The 15,522-nt window shown below is 72.4% G+C and carries 7 protein-coding genes; 2 read left to right on the top strand and 5 right to left on the bottom strand.

Annotated features, from left to right (window positions below; all coding sequences use genetic code 11):
* The 3 genes from AB0P24_RS43360 to AB0P24_RS43350 form a co-directional block, all read right to left on the bottom strand.
* On the bottom strand, positions 1-356 hold a 356-nt coding region (locus tag AB0P24_RS43360), incomplete at its 3' end, for a condensation domain-containing protein (protein ID WP_365804168.1).
* Positions 353-3,682, bottom strand: a complete 3,330-nt coding sequence (locus AB0P24_RS43355) for an amino acid adenylation domain-containing protein (protein WP_365804167.1) — start codon at positions 3,680-3,682, stop codon at positions 353-355. The genes AB0P24_RS43355 and AB0P24_RS43360, both read right to left, overlap by 4 nt.
* Positions 3,679-9,975, bottom strand: coding sequence for an amino acid adenylation domain-containing protein (locus AB0P24_RS43350; protein ID WP_365804165.1), 6,297 nt, complete (start codon positions 9,973-9,975; stop codon positions 3,679-3,681). The genes AB0P24_RS43355 and AB0P24_RS43350 overlap by 4 nt, the downstream gene beginning before the upstream one ends.
* Positions 9,976-10,299: 324 nt before the next feature.
* On the opposite strand from AB0P24_RS43350, the gene AB0P24_RS43345 reads away from it, so the two are divergent.
* On the top strand, positions 10,300-11,046 hold the full coding sequence (locus tag AB0P24_RS43345; RefSeq protein ID WP_365804163.1) for an aspartyl/asparaginyl beta-hydroxylase domain-containing protein: 747 nt from the start codon (positions 10,300-10,302) through the stop codon (positions 11,044-11,046).
* A gap of 199 nt (positions 11,047-11,245) precedes the next feature.
* Here AB0P24_RS43345 and AB0P24_RS43340 read toward each other — a convergent pair whose 3' ends face one another.
* Complete coding sequence (locus AB0P24_RS43340; RefSeq protein ID WP_365804161.1) at positions 11,246-12,082, bottom strand: NADP-dependent oxidoreductase; 837 nt, start codon at positions 12,080-12,082, stop codon at positions 11,246-11,248.
* A gap of 227 nt (positions 12,083-12,309) precedes the next feature.
* Positions 12,310-13,497: an epoxide hydrolase family protein gene (locus AB0P24_RS43335; protein ID WP_365804172.1), complete on the bottom strand. Its 1,188-nt coding sequence runs from the start codon at positions 13,495-13,497 to the stop codon at positions 12,310-12,312.
* 607 nt (positions 13,498-14,104) lie between these two features.
* Between AB0P24_RS43335 and AB0P24_RS43330 the strand changes: the two genes are divergently transcribed.
* Positions 14,105-15,424, top strand: coding sequence for an alpha/beta fold hydrolase (locus tag AB0P24_RS43330; RefSeq protein WP_365804159.1), 1,320 nt, complete (start codon positions 14,105-14,107; stop codon positions 15,422-15,424).
* Positions 15,425-15,522 lie beyond the last annotated feature (98 nt).

Below are 15,522 nucleotides of genomic sequence, written 5' to 3'. Positions count from 1 at the left end.
AGATCAGCCCGCAACAACTCACCCAGCGCCGCCTCCCGCTCCCCCTCGGCCACCCCGCTCAGATCCACCTCCCGCCACGGCACCTCCACCGCACGCCGGACGACCTGGACGGGTTCGCCGGACTTGCGGGTGAGGAAGCCGGCCCGCAGCGCCGGGTGCCGGCGCAGCAGCGCCGCACAGGCGGTGCGCAGATCGGCGACGCGCACCGGGCCGGTCAGCTCGACGGGGGTCTGCGTCAGGTAGACGTCGACGCCTCGGTCGTCGTAGGAGGCATGGAAGAGCAGGCCCTCCTGGAGCGGGGTGAGGGGCAGCACGGCCTCGACCGAGGGCGACGAGGACTGAGGAGACCGGTTCACGGCGATACCTCCCATTCGGACTCGAATTCGGCAAGCTCGTCGACGTCCAGCTGGACGAGGAGTTCCTCGCCCGGCGGCTGGGCCCGCTCGACGGGATCGGGATCGGGGGCGAGGGCGACGGCGGCTTCGGCGAGGGCCGCCGGTGTGTGGTGGCGGAACACGTCCTGGGGTGTCATCGCCAGGCCCGCCCGCCGTGCCCGGGCCACCAGCTGGATCGCGCGGATGGAGTCCCCGCCCAGCGCGAAGAAGCCGTCCTCGGCGCCGGCCGCGGTGCCGAGCACGTCCGCGAACAGCCGGCACAGCAGTTCCTCGCGCGGGGTGGCGGGAGGACGCCCCCGGGACACGGCCGCGGCGGGCGGAGGCGGAAGTGCCCGCCGGTCGAGTTTGCCGTTCGGCGTCATCGGCAGAGCGTCCAGCAGTACGACGGCCGAGGGCACCATGTAGTCGGGCAGCGCACGGGCGACCTCACGCAGCAGCTCGGCGGGGTCCGGGGAAGCGCCCTGCGCGGGTACGACGTAGCCGACGAGCCGGCTCTCCCCGGCCGCTTCCTGCCGCAGCACCACCTCGGCGCGCCCCACCCCCGGGCAGCGGGCGAGTTCGGAGGCGATCTCGGTGGGTTCGATACGGAAGCCGCGCACCTTCACCTGGTCGTCGGCCCGCCCGAGGTACTCCGTCACGCCGTCCGCGCGGCGCCGGACCAGGTCCCCGCTGCGGTACATGCGGGAGCCCGCCGGGCCGAAGGGATCGGCCACGAAGCGCTCCGCCGTCGCCGCCGCGCGCCCGGCGTAACCGCGCGCCACACCGGTGCCGGCGATGTACAGCTCGCCGACGACTCCGACCGGCACCTCGTGCAGAGCCGCGTCCAGCACATACAGCCGCGTGCCGGCCGTCGGCCGGCCGATCGGCAGCGGTGCCTCCGCGGCGTCGCCGGGCGCGAGGGTGTGACGGGCGGCGAAGGTCGTGGTCTCGGTGGGGCCGTATCCGTTGGTGACGCTGACGGCGGGGCAGGCCGCGCGTACGCGGGCGAACGCCTCCGGGGATCCCGCCTCGCCGCCGGTCCACACGTGGTCGACGGTGGCGAGCGCCTCGGGGCACTCCTCGGCCACCAGGTTGAACAGGGCGGCGGTCAGCCACAGGGCACTGACCCGGTGCCGGGTGATCTGCTCGCGCAGCGTCTCGGTGTCCAGTGGGCCGGGCGGCGCCACCACGACCGTGCCGCCGGCGAGCAGCGGCACCCACAGCTCGTAGGTGGAGGCGTCGAAGGAGTGCGGAGAGTGCAGCAGAACCGTGTGATGACCGCTGCGCCAGCACGGGTCGAGGGCCAGTGCCGCGACGTTGGCGTGGGTCACCGCGATGCCCTTGGGCTCACCCGTCGACCCCGAGGTGTACATGATGTAGGCGGCCTGGTCCGGGTCGCACGGGACGGCCCGCGCCGGCGCGTGGCCCTCCTCGCCGTCGTGGTCCTGGTCGAGGGGCAGCACCGGGACGGCTGAACCGGCGACGAAGTCGAGTCCGCGCGTCGCCGCGTCGGCCAGGAGCAGCACGGCGCCGGACCGTGCCACCAGGGTGTGCAGCCGCTGCGCGGGGAACCGGCTGTTGAGGGGAACGTAGGTGCCTCCGGCCCGGAGCACGGCCAGGATCGCCACGACGAGGTCCGCGGAGCGCTCCGCCAGCAGGGCGACCGGGCTCTCGCGCCGTACGCCGGCCGCGGTGAGCCGGCCGGCCAGCCGGCCGGCTCGTGCGTCCAGTTCGGCGTAGGTCAGCTCGGTCCCGTCCGCGACCACGGCGAGCGCGTCGGGGGTGCGGCGGACCTGGTCGGCGAACAGCTCGGTCAGGGGCCGTGCCCCGGGGCCACCGCCGGTGGCGTTCCAGCGCTCCCGTTGCCGCAGCTCCGTGTCGTCCAGGAGGGCGTGCCGGGACACCGGATCGTCGGGAGCCTCGGCCACCTGTTCCAGGAGCCGTCGGTAGTGGCGCGCGAGCTGGTCGGCCGTGCGGGCGTCGAACAGGTCCGCGTCCACGGTCAGCGCGCCGGTGACACCGTCGCCGCGTTCGGTGAAGGAGACGCTGACGTCGAAGAGGGATCCCCCGAAGTCGACGTCGACCTGCTCCACCGCGAGGCCGGGCGGCCGGAAGCCGGCCGTCTCGTCCCCCGCCTCCACGAACATCACCTGCACGAGGGGATTGCGGTTGGCGATTCTCTCCGGCTGGAGCTCCGCCACCAGGCGTTCGAACGGCAGGTCGGCGTACGTGAACGCGTCCAGGGCGGTACGGCGCACCTGGGCGAGCAGTTCCCCGAACGACGGGTCTCCCGACAGATCCGCCCGCATCACCAGCGTGTTGACGAAGAAGCCGATCAGCCGCTCGAACTCGACCCGGTCCCGGCCGGCGACCGGGGTGCCGACGGCGATGTCCCGCTGGCCGCTGTAGCGGGCCAGCAGACTCTGGAATCCGGCCAGCAGGGTCATGAACAGCGTCGCGCCGTGCCGCTCACCCAGCAGGCGCAGCCGCGCGGTCAGGGCCGCCGGCAGGGCGAACCGCGCCGTGTGACCGCGCCCGGTGCGGTGGGCGGTACGCCTGCGGTCGGACGGCAGGTCCAGGGGGGTGAGGTCGGCCAGCTGCCGTGTCCAGTACCGGATCCGGTCGGCCATTCCGCCGCCGTCGAGCAGGCGGCGCTGTTCTCGTGCGTAGTCCGCGTAACCGATCGCCGCTCCGGTGCGCGCACGAGGACGAGCACGCTGTTCGGCCGCGTAGTCCGCGCCGAGTTCCTCCCACAGGACGGACATCGACCAGCCGTCTGTCGCGATGTGGTGAACCGCGAGGGCGAGGACATGGTCCTCCTCGCCCAGCCGCACCAGGGTGGCGCGCAGCAGGGGCCCCTCGGCGAGGTCGAACGGGCGGGCCACGCTCTCCCGGGCGAGCTCGACGGCCCGCGTCTCGCGCCGGTCCGGGGACACCGCGCTCAGATCCACCACGGGCAGCGGCACCTCCGCCGCGTCCAGGAGGACCGGTCGCGGCCGTCCGTCCTGCTCCTCGAACACGGTCCGCAGCGGGGGATGACGGTCGACCAGGGTGCTCAGGGAGCGCCGCAACGCCGGGACGTCGAGGGGTCCGCGCAGTCGCAGGACCTCGGGGATCACATAGCCGGACGTGCCCTCGGCCATGCGGTCGGCCATCCACAGCCGTTCCTGGGCGTACGACGGCAGCAGGGGCTCGTCGGGCGTCGTCCCGCCCTCTGCCAGGGTGGAGGGGGGCGTCATCGTGGCGCGGGCGGCCCGGATGCGCTCGCGTATCCGTGCCTGAACGTCGGGCGGGACGTCGGGGGTCACTGGGTGTCTCCCTGGAGATGAGAGCCGTCGGACGCGGCCCGTGCGAACGGCTCGGGGGCGAGATCGGTCAGCAGGGCGGCCTCGACCGCGTCGGCCAGCGAGGCCACCGTCGGGTGCTCGAAGACCAGCCTGAGCGGCAGTTCGATGCCGAGGGTGCTGCGCAGCCGGGACGCGACGCGCATGGCCTTGAGCGACTGGCCGCCGGAGAGGAAGAAGTTGTCGCGGCGGCCCACGCTGTGCCGCCCGAGCACCTCGGACCAGACAGCGGCTATCAGCTGTTCGGTCTCGGACACCGGGGCCTCGAACTCCTCGCCGCCTTCCGGGTCTTCGCGGGCGGGGGACGCGGGGAGCGACGCGGCGGACGGTTCCGGTCCGACGAGGGGGGCCTGCGGGGTTTCGGCCATGGCGGTCAGCAGGTCCCGCAGCTCGCCGGCCAGCCGCTCGGCGGCGGGACCGTCCAGTACCTCGGGCCGGTGGTCGAGGTCGAACCTGAGCCGTGGGCCGGGCAGCACGATCAGGTTCACGGAGTAGTGGGTCGCGTCGGTGGCGCGTACTCCGGCGATCCGCAGGCCCTGGCCCGCGTCCCGCAGCGCATCCTGGTCGAGGGGGTAGTTCTCGAAGGCCACGACGGTGTCGAAGAGGGTGCCGAGGCCCGCGGACTCCTGGACGTCGGTGAGGCTCACGTGCTGGTGCTCCAGCAGAGCGGCCTGCTCGTGCTGGAAGCGTTCCAGGGCCTCGGCCAGCGGTTCGCCGGGCCGGAACCGGAACCGTACCGGCAGGGTGTTGATGAAGAGCCCGACCATGCCCTCCACGCCGTCCAGTTCCGGGGTGCGCCCGGAGACGACCCCGCCGAAGACCACGTCAAAGCGCCCGGTGAGACGGCTCAGCAGGATTCCCCACGCCCCTTGCACCACGCTGCTGAGCGTGAGGCCCCGTTCGCGTGCGAAGGCGGTCAGCCGCCCGGTGGCCTCCGCGGACAGTTCCCGGCTGATCCGCTGTGGCAGGGCGCGCATCCGGTGCGGGTCCGCACCGGCCAGCACGGTCGGCGCGTCCAGGCCCGCCAACGCGTGCCCCCACGCCGCCAGCGCGCGACGCCTGTCCTGTCCGTCCAGCCATTCCAGGTAGGCGCGGAAGGGCCGGGCCGCTTCGGGCTCGGGCGGCGTGGGCCCGTCTCCGGCGGTGTGGGCGTGGTAGCGGCCCAGCAGGTCGGTGAGGATCACCGGTGTCGACCATCCGTCCCACAGGATGTGATGGTTCGTCAGGATCAGCCGTTGCCGGCCGGGTGCCAGCCGTACGACGGTGATCCGCAGCAGCGGCGGCCTGGCCAGGTCGAAGCGGCGCAGCCGGTCTTCCTCCAGCAGCAGTTCGAAGGACGCTTCCCGTTCCTGGGCGGGCAGGCCGCTCAGATCCGCCTCCGCGACCGGGAGCTCCACGTCCTGAAGCACGAACTGCACCGCTTGGGGCAGGTCGCGGTCGGTGAATCCGGCGCGCAGCGCGGAGTGACGGCGCATCACGTCGCCGCAGGCCGCGCGCAGCGCCGCGAGGTCGAGTTCACCCTCCAGGTCGAGGACGATCTGCCCGGTGTAGGCGTCGACCTCCGTCTCGTCGAAAGCGGCGTGGAAGTACATGCCGGACTGCAACGGAGCCAGCGGCAGCACGTCCTCGACGCCGGGATGCCGGGCGAGAAGCCCGTCGAGGGCCGCCTGGTCCAGCCCCGCCAGGGGAAAGTCCTCCGGGCGCGGCTCGCGGACGGGCGGCGGCGTGCCCTCGGCCCCGCCGGCCAGCCGCCGCAGGACCGCGGTCCAGTCGTCGGCCAGAGCGGCCGCCTCGTCCTGGGCGATCACGCCGCCCGCCCAGGTCCAGGCGGCGTCGAGTTCGAGGCGGCCGCCCTCCTCACGGGCCAGGACGTTCAGTTCCAGGGCATGCTCCAGCGGCATCCGCGCGTCGCTGTCGGCCCGCAGCGGCGCCGTGCCGGGCACGGGACTCCAGTCACCGTGCGGCGGTGCGAAGCGGCCGAGGTAGTTGAAGAGGATCTGCGGGACGTTCGCCGCGGCCAGCCGCGGCCCGGTCTCCGGATTGAGATACCGCAGCAGTCCGTACCCGGTACCCGCCGCGGGCACCGCGCGCAGGGTGTCGGCGATGCGCCGGACCAGTTGTCCGGGCGCCGGCTCCGCGCCGCTTGGGCAGAGGTCCGCCAGCGGGACCCGGAGCGGATACTGCGTGGTGAACCAGCCGACGGTCCGGGTCAGGTCCGCGTCGCCCCGGGCGGCTGTTCTTCCGTGCCCCTCCAGGTCCACCAGCACGTCCGGCTCCTGCGCCTGCCCACGGCGCACGCGCCTGCGCCGGACGGCGAGGACGAGCGCGGCCAGCAGGATCTCCTGGGTGCCGGTGCCGAGTTCGGCGGGCACGCCGGTGAGCAGGGGGCGCGCCACCTCGTCGGGCAGGGTGACGGTCAGCCGCCCCGCCGATGCGACCGTGTCCCGGCCGGGGTCCAGGGGCCGGTCGCCGAGCAGCGGTTCACGGACGGCCGTCGCGCCCAGCCAGTAGGGCAGTTCGGCCACGGTGTCGTCCGCCAGCGCCGAGGCCGCCTGCTGCCGGGCCCAGGTCCGGAAGGGAACGCCCGGCGCGGGCAGCGCCGCCGGCCGCCCGGCGACGGCGGCTTCCCAGGCGGCGGCGAGGTCCGACGGCAGGATCCGCCAGGAGACCCCGTCGACGACGAGATGGTGCAGGAGCAGCAGGAGGCGACCGGGCCGGTGTGCTCCCGCGTCGAACCACACGGCCTGCACCATGCTGCCCGCCGCGGGGTCGAGCCGGCCGAGGGCGGCTTCGGTCTCGCGCCCGACCGTCTCCCACACGTCCTGGTCGGGCAGTCCGGAGATCCCGACCCGCAGGAACGACGCGGCGGCGTCCACGGACCCGGGTGGCGAGATCGCGCAGGTCCACTCGGCGGGGCCGCCGTCCGTCCGGACCCGCATGCGCAGGGCGTCGTGGTGGTCCAGGACGGTTTGCAGGGCCGTCACCAACGAGTCGCGGCCCACGCCGGACGGCACCTGGAGCAGCGTCGACTGGCTGAACCGCCCGCTGGGCCCGCCGGATTCGCGCAGCACGTGCATGACCGGCGTGAGCGGCACGTCACCGTAGGCGTCGGACTCCGGCGGGGCCGCCGCCTGTTCCACGGCGGCGGGCCGGCCCTCGTCGGGGAAGGCCGCCGCCAGAGCGGCCGCCGTCTTGTGTTCGAACACGTCGCGGAGGCTGAGGACGACGCCGGCGGCACGGGCGCGGCTCACCAGGGTGATCGCGGTGATGCTGTCACCGCCGTGCACGAAGAAGTTGTCGTCCGGACCCGCCGACGGTATCCGGAGCACCTCGGCGAACAGGGCGCAGAACAGCGCCTCCCGTGAGGTGCGCGGCGCGTCGTCCGCCGGGCCGGGCGCCGGCTGCGGGACGGCCAGCGCCGAGCGGTCCAGCTTGCCGCTGGCGGTGAGCGGCAGTTCGTCCAGCAGAACGTACCGGTGCGGCACCATGTACCGCGGCAGCGCCCGTTCCAGGTGCCGCTGGAGGTCCTCGTCCGTCGCCGCCGCGCCGTCCCGGCCGACGACGTACGCGACCAGACTCCGGCCGGTCCCGGGCAGCTCCTGCACCAGGACGGCGCACTGCGCGACCTCAGGATGGCGGGAGAGTTCCGCCTCGATCTCCCCCAGCTCGATCCGGTGCCCGTTGATCTTCACCTGATGGTCGATCCGGCCGAGGAACTCCAGCTCGCCCGCCGCGGTCCACCGCACGAGGTCGCCCGTGCGGTACATGCGGGTGCCGGGCTCGGCCGCCCACGGGTCGGGAACGAACCGCTGTGCGGTGAGGGCGGGGTTGCCGAGATACCCGCGGGCGACACCGGCGCCGGCGACGCACAGCTCTCCGGGGAAACCGGGCGGCACGAGACGCAGCCGCCGGTCGACGACGTAGGCGCGGTGGTTGACGGTCGGCCGGCCGATCGGCGGGGTCCGCCCGAGCGAGGGGCCCGTGCAGTGCTGCATGGTGACGACCACCACGGTCTCGGTGGGACCGTAGGTGTTCCAGACCTGTCGGCCGGGTGCCGCCCAGCGGTCGACCGCGTCGCCCGAGGGGGCTTCTCCGCCCACGGAGAGGAACCGCAGCGCGGGCAGCCGCGCCGGGTCGAGCAGCGGCATCAGCGCGGTGGGCAGGTCGGCCACCGTGACCTCGCGGTCCTTCAGCAGCGCCTGCAGACGGTCCGCGTCCGTACGCTCCTCGTCGGTGGCCAGGACCAGGGTCAGTCCGCCGAGCAGGGAGCCGAAGATCTCCAGGACCGACACGTCGAAGGTGAGCGCGGCGAAGCCGAGGCACCGGTCGCTCTCGTCGAATCCGGTGGCGGCGAGGTAGCGCACGACGAAGTTGGCCGCTGACGCGTGAGTGACGACCACTCCCTTGGGCCGGCCGGTGCTGCCCGAGGTGTAGAGCACGTACGCCGCGTTCGCCGGCAGGGTGCGGCGGCCGGCCGCGGCCGGCGGCGGGGTGCCGGCCCGCTCACCCGTGACGCCGACCACGGTGCCGATCTCCCGCGGCAGGCGCTCTCGCAGTGCTCGACGGGTGACGGCCACCTCGATCCCCGCGTCCTGCGCGATGAAGCGCAGGCGCTGGGCGGGCAGTGCGGGATCGAGCGGTACGTAGGCACATCCGGCCTTCAGGACGCCGAGCAGGGCCACCACCATGTCGGCGGACCGCTCGACGCACACGCCCACCCGCTGCTCCGGGCCGGTCACCTCGCGCAGCCGGGCCGCGAGGGTGTCGGCACGGCGGTCGAGTTCGCGGTAGCTGACCTCCTCCTGCGCGCAGACGACCGCGATGGCATCCGGTGTACGGGCGACCTGCTCCTCGAAGAGTTCGTGCAGCGTACGGTCGGGAACCGGCGCGGTGCCGCCGTCTCCGGCCGCGAGCAGCCATGCCCGCTCGTCGGGTGTCGGCACCGTCAGATCACCGACGTGCGCCTCGTTCCCGGCCCGGGCGAAAGCGGCCAGGAACGCGACGAAACGGCTCTGGTGAGCCCTGAGTTCCTCCGCACTGCCCCGGGAGGAGTCGTACTCGCTCTGGATGCCGAAGGGTTCACCGGTGCCGCGGTTGTAGATGTTGAACGAGAGGTGGTCCACGGGTCCGACCGCGAGGTTGTGCGCGGTCGCCGAGGCGCCGGCGAAGGCCACGTCGTAGTCGAACGACATGATGTTGACCTCGGCGCCCCACAGCTCGCGGCCCAGGTCGCCGATCCCGAGGTCCCGCCGCAGCTCCTCCCGGGGGTAGCGCTGATGCCGCAGAGCCTCCCGGATGGCCGCCGATGTCGCCCGCACCAGCTCCCGGAGCGTCATCCCGTCCCGTACGGCCAGGCGGAGCGGGAGGACGTTGGAGAAGACACCGCGCATCTCGCGGGTCTCCGGGGTGGTCCGGCCGGTGACCGGCATCGCGATGACGACGTCCTCGGCACCGCTGACGCCGTGCAGGTACGCGGCGGCCGCCGCGTAGACCAGGGCGGGCCAGCCGGTCCCGGCCGCGCGGGCCGCGTCGCGCAGGGCCTGGGTGTCCTCCTGCGTGAACTCCGCCGCGTCGCGCACGGCGAGGCCGGACGGCGTGGCCTCGCCGCGGCCGCCGAAGGCGACCGGCTCCGGCGCGTCGGCCAGACGTGCCGTCCAGTAGGCGCGGTCCTCGGCGAACGCCTCCGACGCGCGGTAGTCGCGGTCGATCTCCACCATGCGCCGCGCGGAGGAGGGAGCGGTGGCCGGTATCCCGGTGCCCTCGACCAGGGCGGTGTAGATCTCGGCGATCCGCCGGGACAGCAGCGATCCGGTGACTCCGTCGGCGATGAGATGGTGCCTGCTGTGCAGGAAGAAGTGCCGCTCCGGGCCGAGTCGGTACAGCACGACGATGCCGAGCCGGCCGTTCGCCAGGTCCACGGGCTGGGCCAGCGCCTCCCGCATCATGGCCAGGGCGGCCGCCGGCGGGTCGGACCGCGAGGTCAGGTCCACCACTTCGCACACGTCCTCGTCCGTGACCGGAACGAGTTCCTGGCGGGCTTCGCCGTCGCGTTCCACGAACCGCACGTTGAGTGTCTCGGTCTCCGCCTGGAGTGCGCGCAACGCCGCCCTGAAGCAGTCCAGGTCAAGAGCGCCGCGGATGTCGAAGTACTCGGCGATCCTGTAGTCCGCACGCGACGGGTCGAGTTGCTGGGCCAGCCAGATACCGACCTGCGCCGACACCAACGGCAGATTTTCGCGCTCGCCAGCAGACATCATTCAGTCCAATCCTCTACGGCCGGGAATACTGCGTCATGTCGCCCTCGCCGGAGGGTAGAAATCCCACCGCCCCATCGGAAGTCACGAAAACGGGCCACCCGCACAGACTCTTTCGACCGGTGATATCCCGTGTCAAACAGCCCGGCACGTCGCCTCAACGCACGGAGGCCTGGCCGGTTCTCACGCAGACGCCCTCAGTATGACGTCGAATCAAGCGCACGGCGCACACGAGTATTCGTGACTGGCCGCCGGCCCGACGCCGCACAATCATGAGCGTCGAGAACTTCCTTGGCCATGCACAGAGTCCCGTATCGGAGAAAACACATGACTCCCGAAATCGAGGCCGCTTTCGAGAGAATACGGCGCTCTCACGGCTCGGGCTCGACAGACCGGGTCGAAGAGATGCTGTACGGGAGCGGTCAGCACCGGCATCCACTACAGAAGGACGCCAAGTGGATCCTGCCGGGCATCAGTCCACGCCCCTGGCACGACCCTCACGAGCATGCCGAAATAGCGCCGGTCGTGCGCACTTTCGAGGCCGCGCACCCGGCGATCAAGGAAGAGCTCAACGCGGCCTGGGAGGCGCGCAGGCAGGAGTTCGCGGATTACGAGCATTACCTGATGCGCCAGCAGAACTGGCAGGCCCTTTATCTCTTCAAGTCCGGGCGGCTGGTTCCCGAGTCGGCCGAACTGGCTCCCACCGCAATGCGCGTGTTCTCGAAGGAGGTGGTGGAGACGGGGAAGCACTGCCCGCTGCTCGAAGCACACTTCTCGACCCTGCTGCCGGGAGCGTCCATCGCACCGCATTGCGACCTGTGGAACTTCAGTATCAACCTCCACCTCGCCATCGACATCCCGGAAGGCTGCGGAATTCGCGTGGCCGACGAAACGCGGGAGTGGAAGGAGGGAGAGTGCCTGCTCTTCGACTACTCCTTCGAGCATGAGGCGTGGAACCACGGCACACGGCCCCGCAGTTGCCTGCTCGTGGACCTGTGGCACCCGGAGACCACTCTCGCCGAGCGCGAAGCCCTCACCCTCGTCGTCACGGAGATCCGCCGTCTCACGGCCTGACCACCGAAGCGGCCGCGCCGGGCGGGAGGTCTTCGCAGGGGCCACGGCGTACTTGATCAAGCCGTTCGTGACGCCTGCACGTCGCCGCGGCGTCCGCGCGGCCGTGGAGGAGGACCCACAGGCTCGTGGGTGGTCTCCTTCACGGCCGCGCGGGCGCCCCGGCCGGGGCGGCCGGCCGTGCCGCGACCCGTGACCGGTGTCAGTCGACGGTGAGGACGATGCGATCCCGCACGTCCCCGCTTTCCAGCAGCCGGTGCGCCTCGGCGGCCTCCCGCATCGGCATGGCCCTGCGGCCCTTCATGCGCAGCCGTCCCTCGGCCAGCAGGGCCATGCCCTCGTCCAGGGCGCCGGGAGCGCGGTCCGCCGTGGGCGCCGAGAGCACGACCCCGAATTCGGGCGCCGCGTGGTCGGACAGGGTGATGACCCGCTGCGGTCCCCCGGCCAGTTCCACGGCGTCGGCGAGTGCTCCCTTGCCGGCCGCGTCGAAGACGGCGTCCACGGACCCCAGGGCCCGGACGGCGGCCACCAGACCGGGGCCGTACCGGACCGGCGACGCTCCGAGTTCCACGGCCAGGTCCTCGTCCCGCGCGCCCACCGCGCTGATGACCCGCACGCCCCGGGCGACCGCCAGCTGCGTCGCGATCACACCCACCGAACCGCCCCCGCCGAGGAGGAGAAGCGTCTCTCCGCTTCTGACCCGCAGCTGCCGGAGCACACCGGCCGCGGCCTCCACCGAACTCGGCAGCGCGGCGGCGTCCACCCATGACACCGACTCCGGCTTGTGCGTCCAGATCGAGGCCACCGCGTACTCGGCGTAGCCGCCGCGGCCGAACAGGACGGCGGCCACCTCGTCACCGACGCGCGTGCCCGCCACGCCGGGACCGACGGCATCGACGACACCGGCCACCTCGTAGCCCAGCACGGGCTCCGGAGGCAGGGGGAACCTGAGACGGCCGGAGCGGATGTCCAGGTCGGTGGGGCCCACCCCCGCGGCCCGGACCCTGATCCGGATCTGCCCGTCACCGGGCTGCGGCATGGGAACCTCCGCCCACTTCAGGACCTCCGGCGGACCGTACCCAGACATGACAACGGCGTTCGGCATGATGACTCGCACCTTCTTCCTTGCCCGGCTCGCGCGTCGTCTCGCGCGACACACATATAGTTGATGTATCACACATCTTGGGACGGGTCGCTGTCAACGGCCGAACCCGTCAGGGCGAGGCCGGTGCCGTGCATGGTTCTCTTCCCGGAAGGGCGTGGGACTCAGCGCACGAGACGGGCGTAGGCGCGCAGTTCCTCCGAGAAGATCCGGGGCTGCTCGAACGCGGCGAAGTGACCGCCGGCGGGGATGTCGTCGTTGAAGTAGACGAGGTCCATGTACGCCTTCTGCGCCCACACCTTCGGCGTGCGGACCAGTTCCGCGGGAAAGACGCTGAGACCGACCGGGAGGTCCAGCACCGTCAGGCCGTGACTGTTGCGGGCGGCCTCCCAGTACAGCCGTGCCGAGGAGGCGGCCGTGTTCGTCAGCCAGTACAGGGTGATGTCGTCGAGCATGCGGTCGTAGCCGAGGACGCGTTCGGGGCGGTGGTCGCCGTCCGTCCAGTCCGTGAACTTCTCGAAGATCCACGCGGCCTGCCCCGTGGGCGAGTCGGCGAGTCCGTAGCCGATGGTCTGGGGACGGGTGGCCTGTTCCTGGAAGTAGCCGGAGCCCTGCGCCGCGAAGGCCTGCTGCTGGGCGATCGCGGCCTGCTCCTCCGGCGTGCTGTCGCCGAGGGCGGTGTTGCTCAGCAGGAACTCGGGCAGGTTGAGGTGCACGCCGAGCAGGCCGGCCGGGCGCTGCTTGGCCATCTGTGTGGTGACGGCCGCCCCCCAGTCCCCGCCCTGGGCGATGTAGCGGCGGTAGCCCAGTCGCCGCATCAGCTCGATCCACGCGGCGGCGATGCGCGCGGGATCCCATCCGGTCTGCGTCGGCCGGTCGGAGAATCCGTACCCGGGCATCGAGGGGATGACGACGTGGAACGCGTCGCGGGCGCTGCCGCCGTAGCGGGTGGGGTCGGTGAGGGGGCCGATCGTGTCGAGGAACTCGACGAAGGAGCCGGGCCAGCCGTGGTTGAGGATCACCGGCAGAGCGTCGGGGTGCCTGGACCGGACGTGCAGGAAGTGGATACCGAGGCCGTCGATCTCGGTGCGGTACTGGCCGGCCGCGTTCAGCCGGTTCTCCAGGTCACGCCAGTCGTACCGGGTGCGCCAGTGCTGGACGAGGGCGCGCAGCCGGCCGAGCTGGGCGCCCTGGGAGCCGTCGTCGACGGTCTCCGCCTCCGGCAGCCGGGCCGCGGCCAGCCGGCGCCGCAGGTCGTCGAGCGCGCGCTGCGGCACGCGGAGGCGCAGCGGGGTGATGTCCGGACCGGCCGGGGGCAGGGTGAGATCCGCGACGGTCGCGGCCTGGGCCATGGGGGCGCCGACGGTCAGGCCCGCCGACAGCGCCGAGGCCGCTCCGGCGACGGCGGCCGAGCGCAGGAAGCCACGACGGGTGTTCGTCCGCGGCGCCTCCTCGGCGAGGGGAGGTTCGACGGAACGCGAGTCTGTGAACACGGTTTCTCCGTAAGTCACTGGATGATGAGGGGTCCGGGAACCGCCGGCAGGGCGACACCGGCCCCCCTCTCCCCAGAGAGGTGCGCTTCTCCCCCGAAACGCCGGGACATGTACCGCGGGCTCACCGCCGCCTCGGCCGTCCGGCCCGACGGCATCCGGCGACCGCGGCCCGATCCTAGGAACGAACTAAGTGACATGTCAATTACCTGAGGCGACCACGAGACCAGTTGACATGTCACATATATTCTTCCTACGGTGGCGGGACGAAGGCTTCCCGTACCGCGCCGACGCCTCCGCGACCGTGCCGGGCGGCCCTTCGGCAAAGGAGGCCGGTGCCGAGCGGCCGTCGGCACCAGGGCACGCATCCGGCCGGAGAAAACCCTGTGGACCTCGGCCGCGCACGAACGTCTCCCTACGCCGCCGGCCCCGCCGGCGGGTCCCCCTCCCTCTGCAGTTGGAGCACCCCATGCGCTCACCACGTCATCCCGGCTCGGGCGCCGACGAGGCCTCTTCCGGGCCGTCACGGCGCAGTCTGCTGCGGACCGCCACCGTCGCCGGCCTGGCGACCGCCGTCCCGGCGGTCCTGAGCACCGACCTCGCGTCCGCCGCCACCACCGCGGCCGGTCCGCTGTCCCTGCCGAAAGCCACCAGCAGCATCACACCGCTGGAACTCCACGCGCCCGAAGCGCTGCTGAAAGACCTGCGCCGACGCCTGGCCGACGTCCGCCTCCCCGAACCCGAGACCGTCGGCGACAACAGCCAGGGCGTCCAGCTCGCCAGGCTGACCAGCCTGCTCCGCTACTGGCGCACCACGTACGACTGGCGCCGCCTGGAACGGCGGCTCAACGCCCTCGGCCAGTACCGCACCGAGATCGACGGCCTCGGCATCCACTTCCTGCACGTCCGCTCCCGGCACCCGGACGCCACCCCGCTCATCCTCACCCACGGATGGCCGGGCTCCTTCCTCGAGTTCGTGAAGGCGATCGGCCCGCTGACGGACCCCACCGCCCACGGAGGCACCGCCCAGGACGCCTTCCACGTGGTCGTTCCCTCACTGCCCGGCTTCGGCCTCTCCGACCGGCCGGACACCACCGGCTGGACCACCGCCCGCATCGCCGCCGCCTGGGCCACCCTCATGGAACGGCTCGGCTACACCCACTACATCGCCCAGGGCGGCGACTGGGGCGGCGGTGTCACCACCCAACTCGGCAAGCTGCGCCCCAGGGCGCTCCGGGGAGTCCACCTGAACTTCCCGGAATACACCTTCAGCCCGCCCCTGGCCGACACGACCACCGCCGCGGAGGAGGCGGCGCTCGCCCAGATCCAGACCTTCTCCGAGCAGTACTCCGGGTACCACAGGGAACAGTCGACCCGGCCCCAGACCGTCGGCTACGCCCTCGCCGACTCCCCCTCGGGACAAGCGGCCTGGATCTACGAGAAGTTCCTCGACTGGACCGACAACACCGGCCGCCCCGAGGGCGTTCTGTCCCGGGACGACATGCTCGACAACATCACGCTGTACTGGCTCACCGACACCGCCGCCTCCTCGGCCCGCCTGTACTGGCAGAACTACGGCGCCTCGGGACTGACCACGCTCGACCTGCCGGTGGGACTGAGCGTCTTCCCGCACGAACTCGTCCGCACCCCGAGGATCTGGGCCGAACGCGCCTACAGCGACCTCGTCTACTTCAACGACCAGATCCCCCTGGGCGGACACTTCGCCGCGTTCGAACAGCCCCTGCTGTTCACCCGGGAAGTCCGGAAGTTCGCCCGCCTGGTGAAGTGACCCCGGACCACCCCTGACGCGGATCCCGAAGGGAGGGCGCGCGGTCGGAGAAGGCGCACGACAGGCCTCCGCCGCCGCGCCTCCGCACTCCGCCCCGG

The sequence above is a fragment of the Streptomyces sp. NPDC086519 genome, assembly GCF_040686075.1.
Classification (GTDB): Bacteria; Actinomycetota; Actinomycetes; order Streptomycetales; family Streptomycetaceae; genus Streptomyces; species Streptomyces shenzhenensis.
The sequence above is the reverse complement of the archived record's forward strand: the minus strand, read 5'-3'. Positions and strand labels throughout refer to the sequence as shown.